At 63.2% G+C, this 19,233-nt stretch carries 12 protein-coding genes; 2 read left to right on the top strand and 10 right to left on the bottom strand.

Features of this window, described 5'->3' with window-relative positions; genetic code table 11:
* Positions 1 to 122: 122 nt before the first annotated feature.
* A complete protein-coding gene (gene ppk1 / locus KZO83_RS00440) occupies positions 123 to 2,324 on the top strand; it encodes a polyphosphate kinase 1 (protein ID WP_247619359.1) in 2,202 nt (733 codons plus the stop codon).
* A 205-nt stretch (positions 2,325 to 2,529) separates the two neighbouring features.
* Here the strand turns inward: ppk1 and KZO83_RS00435 are convergent, their stop codons facing one another.
* From KZO83_RS00435 to KZO83_RS00405, 7 genes are all read right to left on the bottom strand, one after another.
* Complete coding sequence (locus KZO83_RS00435) at positions 2,530 to 4,680, bottom strand: PhoX family protein (protein ID WP_247619358.1); 2,151 nt, start codon at positions 4,678 to 4,680, stop codon at positions 2,530 to 2,532.
* Between the two features lie 99 nt (positions 4,681 to 4,779).
* On the bottom strand, positions 4,780 to 5,850 hold the full coding sequence (locus KZO83_RS00430; RefSeq protein WP_247619357.1) for a 3-deoxy-7-phosphoheptulonate synthase: 1,071 nt from the start codon (positions 5,848 to 5,850) through the stop codon (positions 4,780 to 4,782).
* Positions 5,851 to 6,362: 512 nt separating this feature from the next.
* Positions 6,363 to 7,076, bottom strand: coding sequence for a dihydromonapterin reductase (folM, locus tag KZO83_RS00425; RefSeq protein ID WP_178998504.1), 714 nt, complete (start codon positions 7,074 to 7,076; stop codon positions 6,363 to 6,365).
* The gene (locus tag KZO83_RS00420) at positions 7,073 to 7,885 is read right to left on the bottom strand and encodes an NAD(P)H-flavin reductase (RefSeq protein ID WP_247619356.1); all 813 of its coding nucleotides are present in this window, start codon (positions 7,883 to 7,885) and stop codon (positions 7,073 to 7,075) included. The genes folM and KZO83_RS00420 overlap by 4 nt, the downstream gene beginning before the upstream one ends.
* The gene (gene ubiD / locus KZO83_RS00415) at positions 7,875 to 9,401 is read right to left on the bottom strand and encodes a 4-hydroxy-3-polyprenylbenzoate decarboxylase (protein ID WP_178998502.1); all 1,527 of its coding nucleotides are present in this window, start codon (positions 9,399 to 9,401) and stop codon (positions 7,875 to 7,877) included. The genes KZO83_RS00420 and ubiD overlap by 11 nt, the downstream gene beginning before the upstream one ends.
* A gap of 235 nt (positions 9,402 to 9,636) precedes the next feature.
* Positions 9,637 to 10,896, bottom strand: a complete 1,260-nt coding sequence (gene rho / locus KZO83_RS00410; RefSeq protein ID WP_178998501.1) for a transcription termination factor Rho — start codon at positions 10,894 to 10,896, stop codon at positions 9,637 to 9,639.
* Positions 10,897 to 11,327: 431 nt separating this feature from the next.
* On the bottom strand, positions 11,328 to 11,660 hold the full coding sequence (locus tag KZO83_RS00405) for a thioredoxin family protein (RefSeq protein WP_247619355.1): 333 nt from the start codon (positions 11,658 to 11,660) through the stop codon (positions 11,328 to 11,330).
* A gap of 119 nt (positions 11,661 to 11,779) precedes the next feature.
* Between KZO83_RS00405 and ppx the strand changes: the two genes are divergently transcribed.
* Positions 11,780 to 13,276: an exopolyphosphatase gene (gene ppx / locus KZO83_RS00400; RefSeq protein ID WP_247619354.1), complete on the top strand. Its 1,497-nt coding sequence runs from the start codon at positions 11,780 to 11,782 to the stop codon at positions 13,274 to 13,276.
* Here the strand turns inward: ppx and tilS are convergent.
* The 3 genes from tilS to dnaE all read right to left on the bottom strand — a co-directional run bounded on the left by tilS (position 13,273) and on the right by dnaE (position 19,178).
* Entirely contained in the window at positions 13,273 to 14,574 is a 1,302-nt protein-coding gene (tilS, locus tag KZO83_RS00395; protein ID WP_247619353.1) for a tRNA lysidine(34) synthetase TilS, read from the bottom strand. The genes ppx and tilS overlap by 4 nt on opposite strands.
* Positions 14,558 to 15,511, bottom strand: a complete 954-nt coding sequence (gene accA, locus KZO83_RS00390; RefSeq protein WP_178998498.1) for an acetyl-CoA carboxylase carboxyl transferase subunit alpha — start codon at positions 15,509 to 15,511, stop codon at positions 14,558 to 14,560. Before accA ends, tilS begins: the two co-directional genes overlap by 17 nt.
* Before the next feature lie 160 nt (positions 15,512 to 15,671).
* A complete protein-coding gene (gene dnaE / locus KZO83_RS00385; RefSeq protein WP_247619352.1) occupies positions 15,672 to 19,178 on the bottom strand; it encodes a DNA polymerase III subunit alpha in 3,507 nt (1,168 codons plus the stop codon).
* Positions 19,179 to 19,233: the final 55 nt, after the last annotated feature.

Here is a 19,233-nt window from a genome sequence, read left to right as displayed (position 1 = left end):
GTGTCGCGCCCTGTTTCATGCGTATACTGAAAAGTCCGGTCGCCTCTGTCACATTCCTGTCACAGACGGGTGTCATGCTTCCGGGGCAGCGGTTGGTCACCAAAGACGACAGGGAGCTCATGATGGACGGCACGCGCTCTTCCGATGTTCCCCTCGGTAGCGACAATACAACCTCTCAGGAAGCCGGTGAAACGCCGCCGCTTCGCGTCAACCGCACGCGCACGGGCATTCACGCCAAGCCCACGCCGTTCCCCGAGGCGGATCTTGACGATCCGGCACTGTACTTCAATCGCGAACTCTCGCACCTGCAGTTCAATATCCGCGTGCTCGAGCAGGCTCTGGATCCTTCGCATCCACTGCTCAACCGGTTGATGTTTCTGCTGATCTTTTCTTCCAACCTGGATGAGTTCTTCGAAATCCGGGTGGCCGGTCTCAAGCATCAGATTGCCCTGTCGCGCGAGGAGAGCGGTGCCGATGGCCTGCCGCCGCGCCAGGTACTGGCCGAAATCTCGCGCATCACGCACGAGCAGGTCGAACGCCAATACCATATTCTCAACGAGACGCTGATCCCGGCACTCGAGGAGCAGGGGCTGCGCTTCCGGCGACGCACGCAGTGGACCGAGGCGCAGGCCGCGTGGGTGCGCGAGTATTTCGCCGAAGAGATCATGCCGGTGATCAGTCCCATCGGCCTCGATCCCTCGCACCCCTTCCCGCGACTGGTCAACAAGAGCCTGAACTTCATCGTCGAGCTCGAAGGCACCGACGCCTTCGGTCGTGAGGGGGGCATGGCCATCCTGCCAGCGCCACGCTCGCTGCCACGCTTGATGCGTCTGCCGAGCGAGCTGTGCGAGTCAGGCTACACCGAGTACGTGTTTCTCTCCTCGATGATCCATGCCCATGCCCAGGAGGTCTTCCCCGGCATGGAAGTGCGTGGCTGCTACCAGTTCCGCCTGACGCGCAACGCCGATCTGGCCGTCGACCCCGAGGACGTCTCGGACCTGGCCTCGGCGCTGCGCGGCGAGCTGCTGGCACGGCGCTACGGCAGCGGCGTGCGCCTGGAAGTCGCCGACAACTGCCCCGATCAACTCTCGCGCTTCCTACTGACCCAGTTCGAACTCGAGGCGGCGGATCTCTACCGTGTATCCGGCCCGGTCAACCTGACCCGCCTGATGTCGGTACTCAGCGACGTCGACCGCCCGGACCTTTTGTATCGCACCTTCACGCCGGGATTGCCGCGTCAGGTCAAGAGCGATGTCAGCCTGTTCACCCAGATCGCCCAGAGCGACATCTTGCTGCATCATCCCTTCCAGTCCTTCTCGCTGATCGAGGACTGGCTTCAAGAGGCGGCCGACGATCCCGACGTACTGGCGATCAAGCAGACCCTCTACCGGACCGGCGCGGACTCGCCCATCGTCGGCGCTCTGGTCAATGCGGCGCGCAACGGCAAGGAAGTCACCGTGGTCATCGAGTTGCGCGCCCGTTTCGACGAGGCCGACAACCTGGCACTGGCCTCGCGCCTGCAAGAAGCCGGCGCCATCGTCATCTACGGCGTCATGGCCTACAAGACGCATGCCAAGATGCTTCACGTGGTACGCCGCGAACGCGGCGCCTTGCGCTATTACGCGCACCTGGGCACCGGCAACTACCACTCCAAGACCGCCAAGCTGTATACCGACTACAGCCTGCTCACCGCCAACGAAACGCTCTGTGAAGACGTGCATATGGTCTTCCAGCAACTCTCGGGGATGGGCAAGCCGCGCCAGATCGATACGCTCCTACACGCGCCGTTCGTGCTGCACGACCGCCTGGTGGCCATGATCGACCGCGAAGCGCGTCACGCCGAAAAGGGCCAAAAGGCGCAGCTGATCATCAAGTGCAACTCGCTGACCGAGCCGCAGTTGATTCGCGCGCTCTACCGCGCCTCGCGCGCCGGTGTGCAGTGCGATCTCATCATTCGCGGCATGTGCTGCCTGCGCCCCGGGGTCGAGGGCGTCTCCGAGAACATTCGGGTGCGCTCGATCATCGGTCGTTTCCTGGAGCACACCCGGGTGTTTCACTTCCACAACGGCGGCAAGCCCGAGACCTGGTGCTCCAGCGCCGATTTCATGGAGCGCAACATGTTCCGCCGCGTGGAGACCTGCTTCCCACTGCTCGACAAGAAGCTCGCCCAACGGGTGCGCAAGGACCTGGCCACCTACCTAGTGGACAACTGTCAGAGCTGGGAGCTACAAACCGACGGCCGCTACCGTCTCCTCGATGCCGGCGACGCCGAACCGATCAGCGCCCAGGAAACCTTACTCTATGCTTATGCCGCCAAGCCCTGAACTCGTAGCTCGTAGCTCGTAGCTCGTAGCTCGTAGCTCGTAGCTCGTAGCTCGTAGCTCGTAGCTCGTAGCTCGTAGCTCGTAGCTCGTAGCTCGTAGCTCGTAGCTCGTAGCTCGTAGGCAGTATGCCGAGTTCCTCCCCTGGAACGACAAACCCTCCGAGGTTATGCCTCGGAGGGTTTGTCTTCCCGCCTCACGCCGTCAGTTATACCCCGACCTGCCCACCATCGGCTTTCTGGATCACCACCGTGGCCGCCCGCGGGCGTACGCTGCCGGCGGCGGCCTTCGTGGCATCCTGCGTCGCCGCATCGGCATCCGCCGGCCAATTGCCGGGATGCTGGATGTTGATGAACAACGCCGTCTTGTCCGGCGTGGCAAAGATCCCTGTCACCTCGCAGTCGTTGGGGCCCACCGCAAATCGCTTGAGTTGCTGCTGGTTGGCGGCACCCACCACCGACGCCTGGCCACTCTCACGTGACAGTGCCGCCGGCACCACCGCCAGCACCTGGTCGTTGGTCTGCTCGGCGACACCGTCGTAGCCATTGTCGGTCTCGATCCACAGAATGCCTTGGCCGTCACCGCGGTCGTCGTACCACAGGCCATCGGGGCTGGCGAACTGGTTGCCCTCGGTCAGCCCCGACAGGTTGTCGGCATCGCCCGCAGCGGCGCCGAACACGAACACCTCCCAGTCGAAACGCGTGGCATCGTCGCCCCGCTCCCGCCAGCGGATCACCTGCCCCGCCTCGTTGTCGGCGCGCGGATTCGCGGCATTGGTGGGGGCCGTGGCATACCCCACGCCCGCGGCGTCGATGTCGTCGCCTTCATGGGTGAAGGTCGGCGCCGTGTCGGCGGCGGTGCGCTGAGAGTTATTGGTCAGCGTCATATAGACCTCACCCGAGGCCGGATCAACGGTTCCCCATTCGGGACGGTCCATCGGCGTGGCGCCGAGCAGGTCGGCGGCGTCGCAGGTATGCACGATGACGCCCGCACGGTCGTCTTCCGCCAATGACAGGGCTGAGGCCAGCGTGCGACCGTCCGCCACGCGCGTCTCCGGCTCTAGGGGCAGCCATTCACCGCTGCCATCGGCGCTGAACCTCGCGACGTAAAGCGTGCCTTGGTCCATGTACTTGGCACCCAACGCCAAACGGTCGTAACTCTCACCGGGACGGTTGGCATCCGCAGGATCCCAGTTGGCATCGGACACGAACTTGTAGATGTACTCGTTCCGCGCGTCATGACCGGAATAGAAGACGACCGGCTCACCGGCGACCAGCTTGCCCGGCCAGCAGCCCTCATGGCGAAAGCGCCCCAGCGCAGTGCGCTTCACGGCGCGGGATTGGCCATCGTATGGATCGATCTCCACGATATAGCCGAAGGTGCGCGTCTCGTTGCGATAATCGTCACGCGGTCCGTTGCCACGCGGCGTGACATCGAAACGCGCGAACTCGTCCTCGCGCTCGCCCTCGGTGCCGGCGGCGGTTTCCCAGCCGTAGCGGCCGCGTTCGGTGGGTAGCCCCAGGCGACGATCGTCGATATTGAGCTCGCCTCGGTTGACGAAGACCTCAGGCCAGTTCTCTTCGCAGGTCAGGTAGGTGCCCCAAGGCGTGAAGCCATTGGCACAGTTGTTGTTGGTGCCACGTGTCTGCGTGCCTTCCGGGGAATAGCGTGTCCTGACGTAATCGCTGCCGGCCACGGGGCCTGCCAAGTCCATCGGCGTCGCGCTGGTGAAACGGCGATTGTGAGCGTCACCGGCCACATGCGACCAACGCGCATCCGCCTGCTTTCGCACCCGTACGATGGTGACGCCATGAGCATGGACTTCAGTACGTACCTCGTCGGCCGGACGTTGACCTCTGTCGGGATTCGTCGGCCCTCCGCGCGGCGCCCAAAGCGCGTTCTGATCGATATATTCGTTGTTGAGGGCAAGCAGGAAATCGCGCGAGGCATTGTCCGCATCGAGCGGAAAGGCATGCATACCATCGTGATGCATGCCTACGCTGTGAGCCTGCGCTTCGGCGGTCATTTCCTGCCCACGATGCCAAGCCGGTGCCTGCTCATCTAACGGCGTCCCCCAGGGGATCAACACCTGTGCGGTATAGCTCTCGGGGACCAGCACGGCATCGGTACGCGAGCCATGCAGCGATTCGAATGCTAGCGCCAGCGGCGTCTTGCCGGCACCGCTTTCCTGGGCATTGGCGAGGTTGAGCCCGCCGATGCCGCCCAACATGCCCAAGGCAGCCAGACTCAGGCCACCCCGCATGATGTCACGTCGAGAAACATGGCGTGCCAGTATCGACGAGAACGGTTCGTTATCGCTGCGATTGAAGTTGTGCTGAGTCTCGATTTCCTTGCTCATGGTCTCTCCTCACGGCGTTCCACCGACACACCGGCGTGTCGGAACATGCTGTGAGGTCATATCCTGAACCGCCGATATGACAGTGCCATGAAGTGCCGCTCAGGCACAGGCGTCGCGCAACCGCTCGGCGGCCAATGTCAGCAAGTGCTCAGTGCCCTCCCAACCCAGGCAAGCATCGGTGACGGAGACACCATAACGCATCGCACCGGGCTGCAGCGCCTGCTTGCCTTCGTGCAGGTGGCTTTCCAGCATCACGCCGACCAAATCGCGGTCGCCGGCCAGACGCTGTTCGAGCACATCGAGCATGACCTCGGTCTGGCGGCGGTGATCTTTGCGCGAATTGGCATGGCTGCAGTCGACCATCAGACGCGGCGCTATGCCGGCGCTTTGTAGCTCGCGGCGACAGGCACGAACCGAATCCACATCATAGTTGGGCTTGCCATGCCCGCCCCGCAGCACCACGTGGGTATGCGGATTGCCGTCGGTCTCGCGCATCGACGGGCGGCCCGCATCGTCGAGAGCGAAATGACGGTGTGGGTGCGCAGCGGACTGCATCGCGGCAACGGCGACATCGACACTGCCGTCGGTGCCGTTCTTGAAGCCCACCGCGGCGCGCAGGCCACTGGCGAGTTCACGATGGATCTGCGACTCGGTGGTGCGCGCCCCGATAGCGACCCAACTGAGCAGGTCTTCCAGGTACGGCGCGGCCATCGGCTGCAGCAATTCGGTGGCCACGGGCATGCCCAAGGCGGCAATATCACGCATCAAGCGCCGCGAGACCTCCAGGCCATGCGCCATGTCGTCACTGCCATCCAGGTGCGGGTCATAGGCGAGCCCCTTCCAGCCCACCGTGGTACGCGGCTTTTCGACATATACACGCATGACCATTAGCAGACGGTCGTCGAGGCGCGCGGCGAGCTCACTGAGCTTTTCAGCGTATTCCAGCGCCGCGCACGGGTCGTGAATCGAGCAGGGCCCCACCACGACCAGCAGGCGGTCGTCGTGCCCGTCGAGAATGGCCTGAATCTCGCCACGCTGGCGCTCGATCTGCTCCTCGAGGGCGCTTTCCAGCGGCAGGCGCTGCTTGAGTTCACCCGGCGTGGGCAGGGGCTGATGAGAAGGTGCCGTGGCGGCCTGGGGGCGTTGGGGCATCGTCAAGGGTGCGTTCATGTCGAGTCTCTTGTCTGGGCTGTCCGTCACGAGCGGACAGCGGAACTTCGTGTTCGGCGGACGCCACCCAGCGTTTCACGGTCGGAGGTGGCAGATAAGACCGACCGGACGTCGCTAAATCGCCAATAATATAGTGCCTGCGTGCTCTGCCATGCGCCGCCGATCTCGAACATGTTGCGCTCCTGTGTCATTCGTCAAAAAAGAGGTGGATTAAACGCAAAAACCCCCGGTCGGGTTGCCGACCGGGGGTTCGAAGACGCTGGAGGCAACCCGGGGTGGGGCGTGCCTCTCGGCGTATCAGGTCATGTGACCCTAACGCCGGACACGCCGGGGCTAAACCAATACCAATAGCTAAAGCCAAAGAACGCGCGCGCACCCGCTTCCGCTGCCTGAGTCGGCAGGGAATGCATGCTTGCGGTGGCTGCTGATGCTATCGACATGGGTTGACTCCAAAACATGGCTTCATCCTACATGGCTGTCGCCATTTGGCAAGCCCACTGCGGGGCTATCGCTCATCGCAGGTGACGACCACCATCGACGGGCAATATCGCACCGGTCACGAAATCGTTGTCGAGCAGATAACGCAGTGTCTGATAGATCACGCCCGGCCCCGGCACCTTGGCCATCAACGACTTGGCCTTGGCCTTCTCGGCATAGGCTTCGTCGTCACCGTCGCCCAGCATGATCAAGGCCGGTGCGATGGCGTTGACCTGAATACTCGGCGCGTACATCGCGGCAAACGAAAGGGTCAGGTTGTCCAGTCCCGCCTTGGTCGCCGCATAGGCGGCGTGCTTGCGCGAACCCTTCTGGCTGACGTAATCGGTCATGTGGATGATGTCGCGCTGCGGTTCTTGGCAGGCGTCGAGCAGTTCGCGGGCATGCAGATTGATCAGGTACGGGGCCTGCATGTGAACGCGAAACAGGCGTTCGAAATTGGCACCGGCATCGTCGTCGAGGCTGTCCGGCGCCCAGTCGCTGGCATTATGGACGATGGCGCGCAGCGACGAGGTCTGCGCCTTGAGGCGCGCGATGAAATCGTGAATGCCCGCCTCGCTGGAAAAGTCCGCTGCGAGAGTCACCGCCCCGCGCCGCCGCAACGCCTCCAGAGACTCACGCTCGCGACGGTAGCTCATGATCACCGGCTGGCCGTCGTCGAGCAGGCGCTCCACGCAGTGGCGCCCCAAGCGCTGGGCGCCCCCGGTGACGAGAATCGGCGATTGGCTCATGCGTCATCCTCCGCGCGGCGCTCACCGGGTGCCAGCGGTACGCTCTCGGCCGGGTCGTCCGGCAGCGGAATCAACGGCACACGCGGCGCATAGGCAAAGACATCCGAGAAGACCCGTTCAGGATCGAGTCCCAACGGGGCCAGGGTGTCGATGCAGGCGTAGACCATGCCCGGCGAACCGGACAGGTAGACGTCGTCGCCGGAGACGTCACCGTGGTACTCGGCGAGCACCTCGTCGATGCGACCGATGTGTCGCGTCACGCCGGCCGGCGCGCTCAGCGCGGGCTCGCTGTCCTCGACCACGGTATGCACGTCCAGATGGGCATGCGTGGCGGCCCACTCGAGCGCCAGGCTTTCCAGGTACAGGTCACGGGGCGACTTGACCGCCCACCACAGCCGAATCGGTCCCGGATGATCGTTGGCCAGCGCCGCCTCGACGATGGCTTTCATCTGCGCGAAACCGGTGCCCGCCGCGATCAGCGTCAAGGGTCGCCGACTGTGGGTATCCAGCACGCAACCGCCATTGGGCAAGCGTACGGTCAACTGAGCGGCCTGCACGAGGATCTCGCGCAGGCGCGCCGAATTGCTGCGTTCCGGCCAATGCTGAACGTGCAACTCGATAATGCCGTCGTCGACATGGGCGTTGGCGATGGAGAACGGTACCCAGATCTCCTCGTCGAGCTTGAGTTCCAAATACTGGCCGGGGGCATGCGCGATGGCCTCGCGGCGCCCCGCCAGATGGACGCGAAATACGTCGGTCGTCAGGTCCTCGACCGACTCGACATGGCAGGTCAGCGTCTTAGGCGTCATCGTGTCCTCGTTCGTCGCTCTGGGGCGAATGGCGGGGAGCCGGTGGCCGCGTAGCGATACCGTATTCTTCCCAGCGCGCGTCGACACGCCGCTTGACGGCATCGTCCATGACGATGGGCGTGCCCCACTCGCGATCGGTTTCGCCCGCCCATTTAGTGGTGGCATCGAACCCCATCTTCGAGCCCAGGCCTGCCACCGGCGAGGCGAAATCGAGATAGTCGATCGGCGTGTTCTCGACCATCACCGTATCGCGGGCCGGATCCATACGCGTCGTGATCGCCCAGATCACATCTTCCCAGTTGCGTGCGTCGACATCGTTATCGAGCACGATCACGAACTTGGTGTACATGAACTGGCGCAAGAAGCTCCAGACGCCCATCATCACGCGCTTGGCATGGCCCGGGTACTGTTTTTTCATGGTCACCACCGCCATACGGTAGGAACAGCCCTCTGGCGGCAGGTAGAAATCGACGATCTCGGGAAACTGCTTGCGCAGGATCGGCACGAACACTTCGTTGAGCGCCAGGCCCAGGATGGCAGGTTCATCCGGTGGTCGCCCCGTATAGGTGGAATGATAGATCGGCTCGCGGCGATGGGTGATGCGTTCCACGGTGAAGACCGGGAAGGTTTCGACCTCGTTGTAGTAGCCGGTGTGGTCGCCATAAGGGCCTTCCGGGGCCATATCGTCGGGGTAGAGGTAGCCCTCTAGAACGATTTCGCTCGACGCCGGAACCTCGAGATCGGCATGGCCGCACTTGACCAGCTCGGTGCGCGAGCCGCGCAGCAAGCCGGCGAAGGCGTATTCGGAAAGACTGTCGGGCACCGGAGTCACCGCCCCCAGAATCGTCGCTGGGTCGGCTCCCAACGCGACAGCGACCGGAAACGGCTCACCGGGATGTGCGCTTTGCCATTCCTGGAAGTCCAGCGCCCCGCCGCGATGTGAGAGCCAGCGCATGATCAGGCGATTCTTACCCAATTTCTGTTGGCGATAGATGCCCAGATTCTGGCGTTCTTTGTGAGGCCCCTTGGTCACCACCAGCGACCAGGTCACCAGCGGTGCCACATCGCCCGGCCAGCAATGCTGGATCGGCAACTGGTCGAGGTCGACCTCGTCGCCTTCAAGGATCACCTCCTGGCATGGCGCCTTACGCAGCGTCTTGGGCCCCATGCTCATCACCTGCTTGAAGATCGGGAGCTTTTCCCAGGCATCGCGGAAGCCCTTGGGCGGCTCCGGCTCCTTGAGAAACGCCAGCAGTTCGCCGACCTCACGCAGTGCAGCGATCGAATCCTGGCCCATGCCCAGCGCGACACGCTCCGGCGTCCCGAACAGATTGCCCAGCAACGGCATGGCGTGGCCCTTGACGTTCTCGAACAAGAGCGCCGGCCCCCCCGCACGCAGCGTGCGATCACAGATCTCGGTGATCTCCAGATAGGGATCGACCTCCGCCGTGATTCGCTGGAGCTCGCCACGTTCCTCCAGCGCCGCGATGAAATCGCGCAAGTCCCGATACTTCATGTGGTTTTCCGTGCCAGAACGCGAAAAGGGCAGCATAACATGCCGCCCTTCATTTTCGTTTCTGCTGCAAAGCTTAGATGTAGCACTGATCGCATTAATGCAGAGCATCGAATCGAGCGAAGGCCAGACCGGGACGCGCGGTCAAGGCGAACTCCGGAGAGCCAGCGGGGTGTACTTTAGTACATGCGCATGGCGAGCCGGAGTTCAACGCCGCATTGCCGAGCGCAGACCGATGTTATCTACGCTTCATGGCCTCGAAGAACTCCAAGTTAGTCTTGGTATCCTTCAAGCGATCGATCAGAAACTCCGTCGCCGCCACATCGTCCATGGGGTTGAGCAGCTTGCGCAGGATCCACATGCGCTGCATTTCTTCCTCGGAAGCGATGAGATCCTCGCGGCGCGTACCACTGCGGCGGATGTTGAGCGCCGGATAGACACGCTTCTCGGCCAGCTTGCGGTCGAGGTGCGCTTCCATGTTGCCGGTCCCCTTGAATTCCTCGAAGATGACCTCGTCCATCTTGGAGCCGGTATCCACCAGCGCCGTGGCGATGATGGTCAGGCTGCCGCCTTCCTCGATGTTGCGCGCGGCCCCGAAGAAACGCTTGGGCTTCTCGAGCGCATGCGCGTCGACACCGCCGGTCAACACCTTGCCGGACGACGGCACCACGGTATTGTAGGCGCGCGCCAAGCGGGTGATGGAGTCGAGCAGGATCACCACATCCTTCTTGTGCTCGACCAGACGCTTGGCCTTCTCGATGACCATCTCGGCGACCTGAACGTGGCGCGCGGGCGGCTCGTCGAAGGTCGAGGCCACCACCTCGCCACGCACGGTGCGCGACATCTCGGTGACCTCTTCGGGACGTTCATCGATCAACAGCACGATAAGATGGCATTCGGGATTGTTGCGCGTGATCGACGTCGCGATGTTCTGCAGCATCAGCGTCTTGCCCGCCTTGGGCGGCGACACGAGCAGACCACGCTGGCCTTTGCCGATGGGCGACGTAAGATCGATTACCCGCGAGGTCAGATCCTCCGTCGAGCCATTGCCGATCTCCATCACCATGCGTTCCTGCGGGAACAGCGGTGTCAGGTTCTCGAACAGGATCTTGTGCTTGGCGTTTTCGGGCCGGTCGAAGTTGATCTGGCTAACCTTGAGAAGCGCAAAATAACGCTCCCCTTCCTTCGGCGGCCGAATCTTGCCGGCAATGCTATCGCCCTTACGCAGGTTGAAGCGACGGATCTGCGACGGCGAGACATAGATGTCATCGGGGCCGGCCAGATAGGAGCTGTCAGCGCTGCGAAGAAAGCCGAAGCCATCCTGCAGGATTTCCAGCACACCATCGCCATAAATGTCTTCACCACTTTTCGCATGCTTCTTGAGAATGGCGAAGATGATGTCTTGTTTACGCGAACGTGCCAGATTGTCGATGCCCATTTCCCGGGCAATATCCAGCAGTTCGGGAACGGTTTTTTGCTTGAGTTCGGTAAGATTCATCGGTTTCGTCAGAGATTGCTCGTGTCGGCGAGGCAATGGGATTGCCGGACAAAAGACAGGAGGCGGTTGTGCGCCGCGCGGTGCGTTCAGAGGGCCCCAGGAAATCCGTTCCACTCGTCGCATTCATGCCTCAAGGCATCGCCGAGCGAGGGATTGGCGAAAAACGGTATTGAGAGATTCGGTTCGCGTCGCCTGGCGCCATGCCCAGCTCCTGATCGGGAGGCTTGGCGAGACAAGAATACTTGGGGCGATCTGACGACTTGGAGGACCGCGACGGCAATGCCGCGTGAACGGTCAGGAAGCATTCGGAACAGGCGAACGTCTCGATGGTAGTCAAGGCGCCAGCCAAACGCAAGCCCACTTTTCTCATGCGTGATCACGGGATGCGACGCCGGGTCTTATCGGGGATGGCCCCTCTTTATGGCACGCCCTCAATTCGCGAGCTGGTGATCGAGCCAGGTGTCGAGTTGCGCAGCGGACAACGCCCCCACGCGCGTCGTATCCAACCCCGCGTCGGTAAACAACGCCAAGGTCGGCATGCCGCGCACACCGTACTTGTGCGCCATGGCCGTATTGAGGTCGACATCGCACAGCGCAACCTGCAACGTCGCCTGACGCGCGCTGGCCAAGGCGGATAGCCGTGGGCGCAATTCGACGCAGGGGCTGCACCAGGACGCCACAAAGGCCACCAGGGTGGGTGTGGCTGCTTCCAGCACGCGGGCCTCGAAGGTGTCGTCCGTCACCTCGAAAAGCTGTTCGGACATACGCCGCCTCCTGAGCATTCGGCCAATTCATCATTCCCCATTGGACGCCGCATGGCGACAATTGACAAGCCTCGGGCGCCCACGCAACCTTGCCATACTTCTGTGAAAAGGATCCTCGCATGAGCAGCCGCCACCCGGCACCACGGCGTCTTGCCGCCATCGATCTGGGCTCGAACAGCTTCCACCTGCTGGTGGCCAATCAAGTCGGCGGCGACCTGCAGGTGGTCGCCAAGCAGGGCGAAAAAGTACAACTGGCCGCCGGTCTCGACGACGACGATCTCCTCGACGAAGCTGCCATGGAGCGCGCTCTCGCCTGCCTGGAGCGTTTCGCTCCCTATTTGAGCGATCTCGACGCCGGTGATGTGCGCATCGTCGGCACCAATGCGCTGCGCGCGGCACACAACCGCCAGACACTGATCGATCGAGCCGAGGCCCTGATCGGCCACCCTATCGAGATCATCGCCGGCCGCGAGGAAGCCCGCCTGATTTACCTGGGCGCCGCGCATGCGCTGGCCGAGGTCCACGGCCGGCGCCTCATCGTCGATATCGGCGGCGGCTCCACCGAATTCATCATCGGCGAACGCTTCGAACCGCTGGCCCTGGAAAGCCTGCACATGGGCTGCGTGGCCTATACACAGCGTTTCTTCCACGACGGCACGATCACCGAGCGGCGCTTTCGCGATGCCGAACTCGCCGCACTCTCGGAACTCGCCAATATTCGACGCCCCTACCAGGCGCTCGGCTGGCAGGATCCCGTCGGCTCGAGCGGCACCATTAAAGCCATCGCCGCCGTACAGGCCGCCTATGGCGACGGCCCGGAAGACATCGTGACCCGCCAGGGGCTCATGGCCCTGCGGCGTCGGTTGATCAAGTGCAAACGGCTCGACAAGGTGAGCATGACGGGGCTGAAAAGCGATCGAGCCCGCGTGTTTCCGGCCGGAGTGGCGATTCTATGCGCCATCTTCGACGCCTTCGATCTGGAGCGCATGCGCTACTCCGACGGCGCCTTGCGCGATGGTGTGCTCTACGATCTCCTCGGCCGCAATACCGCCGAGGATTCACGCGCGTCGGCGCTACTCACGCTGCGCCGACGCTTCGACGTCGACATGCGTCAGGCCAGCAACGTACGCGCCACCACCGAACACCTCTGCGCGCATGTTGCCGACGTCTGGCCCATGAGCCAGGAGCAGCGCCAGTTTCTGTCCTGGGCCGCCGAGCTGCACGAAATCGGCCTAGCAATCTCGCACAGCCAGTTTCACCGCCACGGTGCCTATCTGCTGGAAAACTCCGACTTGGCCGGCTTTTCGCGCCCCGAGCAACAAGCTCTGGCCTTTCTGGTGCGTGCGCATCGCCGCAAGTTCCCTGGCAAGGAACTCGATGCCCTTCCTGCCGCCACGCGATCCACCTATGCACGGCTGGCGCGACTCCTGCGCCTGGCGGTGGCCCTCAATCATTCGCGTCCCGAGCAGCCCACCCTCGACGTCCGCCTCGAGGCCGATGGCGACGCACTGCGACTGACACTCGGCCAGGCCGAACAGCCGCTGCTGATGGCCGACCTCGAGCAAGAAGCGCGTTATCAACGTAGTGCCGGCTTCTCGCTGGTTATCGACACCTAACTGAGCCGGTTGTCTTTGGGCATCGGCGCCAGTCGCCAGCCCTCGGCGGCGGCGATGCCCAGCACGCCGACCAAGGTCTCGCCCTCCCAGGCCAGCCATACGCGTTCGCGCTGCCAGGGCGGTATCCCGGCTTCCTGCAGGAGCCGTTTGACGTCGCGCCGGCCGCGTCCCGCCACGCGCAGCGTCTCTCCGCCCTGACGCCTTCTCACCGTGAGACGTACACGGCGCGATGGGTCGGGAATCAGTTGCCACGCCATCGGGCCCAGCGGCGTTTCCAGAGGAGCGCAGCCATCCCACTCGGCCTCCCAGTCGCTGTCTATAAGCTCGAGCGGTGCCAACAGATAGAGACATCCTCGCCAGCGCCTGGCCTCTCCACCCGGCCAAGCGACATGGACCTGCGCGTCGCCGCGGGCCTGTAATTGATCGAGCAAGCTTTCGAGGCGCGCGCGCGGCGGCGTGGGTAGGGAGCGTTGCCGGCAGGCATGGCGCAAGAGAAGCCGCTGACGGGGCCGGGAGAGCGCCAGGGCATCCGCCACTGGCAAGCAGGCGGCGTCCCCCCCCAGCGTCTGCAAGGTTTCTTCGGCTAGCTCTTCCAAAAGCGCATCGCTCTCGCCCAGTTGCTCGGCGGTACGTGACAGCGACGTCGCCGCACTCGGCCAACGCGCCGCCAGCGCCGGCATGACCGTATGACGCAGATAGTTGCGATCGAAACCTTCGTCGGCGTTGCTCGGATCGTCGATCCAACGCAGGCCACGTGCCTCGGCCTCGCGCGCAAGCGCCGCCCGCGTCACGGACAGCCAGGGCCGGACCATGCAGCGCCCCAGCCACTCACGCCTCCCGGGCATGGCGGCCATGCCACGCAACCCGCTTCCGCGCAAACCCGCCAGCAACATCCCTTCGGCCTGGTCGTCGGCATGCTGCGCCAGCAACAGCGTCTCGCCCGGCGCGACGCGCCTAGCAAAGGCCGCCAGCCGAGCATCGCGGGCGTGTGCCTCGAGGCCGCGCTCACCACATGCCACCGTGACACGCTCGATGAAGAGCGGCACGCCAAGGCGTGAACAAAGCGCTCGACAATGCCGCTCGAAGGCCTCGGCGGCCGGCTGCAGATCATGATTGACGTGCACCGCATAGAGCGGTCGCGGATGGCGGCGGCAGGCGGCGACCGCGAGTGTCAGCAGCAGCGACGAATCCAGTCCGCCGGAAAGGGCCACCCAAACGCAACGCCCCGGCGAGGTCGTCGCCAGGGCGTCATCGACAAGGGCTTCAGGGGTCGGCCGGGCGTTATTGGGGCGCGCCATAACTCATCAGGCGCTCGTAACGACGCGACAACAGATCGTCCATTTCCATGGACTCCAGCCGTTCGAGACTGGCGCCGAGGGCGCCCTTGATGCTGTCGGCCATCTTTTGCGGGTTGCGGTGCGCGCCTCCCAGCGGCTCCTTGATCAGGGTATCGACGAAGCCCAGCTCCTTGAGGCGCTCGGCGGTAATTCCCATTGCTTGCGCCGCCTCAGAGGCTTTTTCGGCGCTCTTCCACAGAATCGAGGCGCAGCCTTCCGGGGAAATGACCGCATAGGTCGAGTACTGCAGCATCTGCAGCTCATCGCAGACACCGATCGCCAGTGCCCCGCCGGAGCCACCTTCGCCCACGACGGTGGAGATGATCGGCGTCTTGAGGCGCGACATGACCGCCAGGTTGTAAGCGATGGCCTCGCTCTGACCACGCTCCTCGGCGTCGATCCCGGGATAGGCGCCGGGCGTGTCGATGAAGGTCAATACCGGCATCTTGAAGCGCTCGGCCATTTCCATCAGCCGGCACGCCTTGCGATAGCCTTCCGGGCGCGGCATACCGAAGTTGCGCCGCACCTTCTCTTTGACGTCACGCCCCTTCTGATGACCGATGACCATCACCGGCTTGTCGTCGAGGCGCGCCACGCCGCCCACGATGGCGGCGTCATCGGCGAAATGGCGATCGCCATGCAGCTCGTCGAAATCCTCGAACAGGCTATCGAGGTAATCCAGCGTGTAAGGACGCTGAGGATGACGCGAGAGCTGCGATACCTGCCAGGCGCTAAGATCGCGAAAAATCGATTCGGTGAGCTTGCGATTCTTGTCTTCAAGCTTGCCGATTTCGTCGCTCAAGCTGATACGGCTGTCGTTACCGACCAGGCGTAGCTCATCGATCTTGGCTTCCAGCTCGGCGATCGGCTGTTCAAAGTCCAGGTAGTTGGGATTCATAGAACGTCTACTTTGTGGTCTTGGGCAGCCCGGGGCCGCACGTCCGATGTCGCACGAGGCGACGCTGTGACGGACAGGGCATGGCGCCAACCGGCCGTAAACCGGCATTATCGCACCCTGAACGCATCACGCAAGACACCACGCGCCAGCAATGGCGGAATCACCCACGATAACGCAACGTAACCGCCTCCTGCCCCTCGACTTCGCGCAGGGCGATGAGCAGGTCATCGCTGGGTGACACCCGCCAGGGATCTCCCAGCTCCAACACGCCGCTGGCCTGGGGATTGCGGTAGCGTACGCGCACCGGCAGCCCCTGGGGATCGCGCCACTGCGTCAGACTCTCGTTCAGGCTACGCGCGAAACGTCCATTGAGACGCGCGCCGTCCACGGAGAGTTCCACGGCCTCGCCATAGCGCGTGCGCGCATCGACCATCGGCGTCACTTCCTTGCCACGCAGGCGCAGGCCGCCTGAATAATCGTCGGTGCTCACTTCGCCTTCGATAATCAGAACATCATCGGCGCCAAGCTTGCCACGCATCTGCTCGTACATCTCGCCAAACAGCGAAGCCTCTATACGCCCGGTACGATCGTCCAGGGTAATGAACGCCATGGTGTCGCCGCGCTTGGATTTCATGGTGCGCATGGCCACCACCAGCCCCGCGACACGCTGCGATTCGCCGCGCTGAGGTTTTAGATCGACGATACGCGTCGACACGAAACGCTTGAGCTCGCTTTCGTACTCGTCGATGGGGTGGCCCGTCAGGTAGAGGCCCAAGGTATCTTTCTCCCCGGCCAAGCGCTCCTTGTCGGTCCACTCGCGGGCATGATGATAATCGGCGTAGACATCGCCGCTTTCCGGCTCGACGAAGGCATCGCCGAACATGTCGATCATCCCCGCGCTGGCATTGGCATTGCTCTGCGATGCCGCCTTGAGCGCGGCATCCAACGACGCCATCAACACCGCGCGGGTCGGCCCCAGGTTGTCCAACGCGCCGGAGCGGATCAACGCCTCCAGCGTGCGTTTGTTGAGCCGCTTGGCGTCGACACGGCGACAGAAGTCGAACAGATCGCTGAAGGTGCCGTCGGCCTCGCGCGCCTCGACGATCGCACCGATGGGCCCTTCACCGACGCCACGAATCGCGCCCAAGCCATAGACGACACGGTTTTGCTCATCGACGGTGAACTTGTAGCTGCCGATGTTGACGTCCGGCGGCGTGACCGTCAGCCCCTGCTTGCGGCATTCCTCGATCAGCGGCACGACCTTGTCGAGGTTGTCCATTTCGGTGGACAGTACCGCCGCCATGAAGGGCGCGGGATAATGCGCCTTGAGCCACGCCGTCTGGTACGAGACTAGGCCGTAGGCTGCCGAGTGCGACTTGTTGAACCCGTAACCGGCGAATTTCTCCACCAGATCGAAGAGGTTGCCGGCCAGGTCCTTGTCGATGCCGTTAGCGGCACAACCCTCCATGAAGCCGGCGCGCTGCTTGGCCATCTCCTCGGGCTTCTTCTTACCCATGGCGCGACGTAGCATGTCGGCCTGCCCCAGGCTGTAACCCGCTATCACCTGGGCGATCTGCATCACCTGCTCCTGATAGAGGATGATGCCATAGGTGGGACCGAGCACCGGTTTGAGCAGCTCGTGCTGATAATCCGGGTGCGGATAGGCAACCTCGGCGCGGCCATGCTTGCGGTTGATGAAGTCATCGACCATGCCGGATTGCAGCGGCCCCGGGCGGAACAGTGCCACCAGGGCGATCATGTCTTCCAGCGAGTCGGGCTGAAGGCGCTTGATCAGCTCCTTCATGCCGCGCGATTCGAGCTGGAAGACCGCCGTGGTCTCGGCCTTCTTGAGCATGTCGAAGGTGGGCACGTCATCCAGCGGGATCGAGGAGATGTCCAACGGCCCCTGGCCTTCGCGGGCGCGCACCGTATCGACCATTTCCAACGCCCAGTCGATGATGGTCAGCGTGCGCAGGCCCAGGAAGTCGAATTTGACCAGCCCGGCTTCCTCGATGTCGTTCTTGTCGTACTGCACCACCAGCCCGCTACCGTCTTCCTCACACAACAGTGGCGAGAAATCGGTCAGCTTGGTGGGCGCAATCACCACCCCGCCGGCGTGCTTGCCGGTGCCGCGCGTGATGCCCTCGAGCTTGAGTGCCATGTCCCAGATTTCCTGGGACTCCTCGTCATTGTCTAGATATTCCTTGAGCGCCGGCTCCTGCTCGATGGCCTTGGCCAGGGTCATGCCGACTTCGAAGGGGATCAGCTTGGACAGCTTGTCGCCCATCGAATACGGCTTGCCCTGGGCGCGAGCAACGTCGCGCACCACGGCCTTGGCGGCCATGGTGCCAAAGGTCACGATCTGCGAGACGGCGTCTCGCCCATAACGGCTGGCCACGTACTCGATGACCCGGTCACGCTTCTCCATGCAGAAGTCGACGTCGAAGTCGGGCATCGACACGCGCTCCGGGTTAAGAAAGCGCTCAAACAGCAGGTCATACTCGAGCGGATCCAAGTCGGTGATCTTGAGCGCGTAGGCGACCAGCGAACCGGCCCCGGAACCACGTCCCGGCCCCACCGGAATATCGTTGTCCTTGGCCCACTGGATAAAGTCCATGACGATCAGGAAGTACCCGGGGAAGCCCATCTCGAGGATGATATTGAGCTCGAAGTCGAGTCGCTCGCGATAGGCCCCCTCGTGCTCACTGAGATCGCGCCCGGGATAGATCGGGTTCTCGCCGGAAAACAGCTTGTCGAGCCGTTCGGTGAGGCCATCGTGAGAGATCTTGCGGAAGAAGCTCTCCATGCTCATGCCGTCAGGCACCGGGTACTCGGGCAGGAAGATTTCTCCCAGCGGCACGTCGACGTTGCAGCGCGCGGCGATCATCACGCTATTTTCCAGCGCCTCGGGAAGATCGGCGAACAACTCGGCCATTTCCTGCGGGCTTTTCAGGTACTGCTCTTCGCTGTAGCGGCGTTCGCGCCGTGGATCGTCGAGCGCTTTGCCCTCGCCGATCGCCACTCGCGTTTCGTGGGCCCAGAACCCCTCGCGGGTCAGGAAACGAACGTCATTGGTCGCCACCACTGGTGTCTGGGTCTCGGCCGCCAGCGCCACCGACAGGTGCAGGCATTCCTCATCGTGTTCGCGCCCGGTGCGCTGGACTTCCAGATAAAACCGCCCGGGGAAGGCGGCGTTCCAGGCATCGCACATTTCCCGCGCCGCCTGGCCGTGTTCGGTCAGAAGATGGCGGCCGATCTCCCCTTCGCGGGCACCGGACAAAGCGATCAGCCCCGCACTTCGGGCGAAGATCCACTCCTTCTTGAGAATGCCCTGTCCGCGCTGCTGCCCCTCGCTCCAGCCCTGGGATATCAATTCGGTGAGATGACGATAACCGTCGTTGTCCATCGCCAACAGCGTCAAGCGATAGGGATGCGCCTCGTCGTGAGGATTCTCCATCCACAGATCGGCGCCGATGATCGGCTTGAGACCCGCGCCTTGGGCGCCTTTATAGGCCTTGACCAGACCGAACAGATTGGAATCGTCGGTCACCGCCACCGCGGGCATGCCACCCTCGGCCGTCGCCTCGATCAGCGGCTTCAAGCGCACTAGGCCATCGACCAGGGAGTATTCACTGTGCACACGCAGATGAACGAAAGGCGTAGTCATGACGAGCTCTTGAGACGAAACGGACGATACCGCACGGGCGGCACCTTCCTGAATG

The sequence above is a fragment of the Chromohalobacter moromii genome (genome assembly GCF_023091865.1).
GTDB classification, from domain to species: domain Bacteria; phylum Pseudomonadota; class Gammaproteobacteria; order Pseudomonadales; family Halomonadaceae; genus Chromohalobacter; species Chromohalobacter moromii.
The sequence above is the reverse complement of the archived record's forward strand: the minus strand, read 5'-3'. Positions and strand labels throughout refer to the sequence as shown.

Coding starts and splice junctions, on each gene's coding strand:
- ppx (WP_247619354.1), top strand. CDS start 11,780: ATGAGCAGCCGCCACCCGGCACCACGGCGTCTTGCCGCCATCGATCTG.
- tilS (WP_247619353.1), bottom strand. CDS start 14,574: ATGGCGCGCCCCAATAACGCCCGGCCGACCCCTGAAGCCCTTGTCGAT.
- rho (WP_178998501.1), bottom strand. CDS start 10,896: ATGAATCTTACCGAACTCAAGCAAAAAACCGTTCCCGAACTGCTGGAT.
- KZO83_RS00420 (WP_247619356.1), bottom strand. CDS start 7,885: ATGACGCCTAAGACGCTGACCTGCCATGTCGAGTCGGTCGAGGACCTG.
- KZO83_RS00405 (WP_247619355.1), bottom strand. CDS start 11,660: ATGTCCGAACAGCTTTTCGAGGTGACGGACGACACCTTCGAGGCCCGC.
- KZO83_RS00430 (WP_247619357.1), bottom strand. CDS start 5,850: ATGAACGCACCCTTGACGATGCCCCAACGCCCCCAGGCCGCCACGGCA.
- ubiD (WP_178998502.1), bottom strand. CDS start 9,401: ATGAAGTATCGGGACTTGCGCGATTTCATCGCGGCGCTGGAGGAACGT.
- folM (WP_178998504.1), bottom strand. CDS start 7,076: ATGAGCCAATCGCCGATTCTCGTCACCGGGGGCGCCCAGCGCTTGGGG.
- KZO83_RS00435 (WP_247619358.1), bottom strand. CDS start 4,680: ATGAGCAAGGAAATCGAGACTCAGCACAACTTCAATCGCAGCGATAAC.
- ppk1 (WP_247619359.1), top strand. CDS start 123: ATGGACGGCACGCGCTCTTCCGATGTTCCCCTCGGTAGCGACAATACA.
- accA (WP_178998498.1), bottom strand. CDS start 15,511: ATGAATCCCAACTACCTGGACTTTGAACAGCCGATCGCCGAGCTGGAA.
- dnaE (WP_247619352.1), bottom strand. CDS start 19,178: ATGACTACGCCTTTCGTTCATCTGCGTGTGCACAGTGAATACTCCCTG.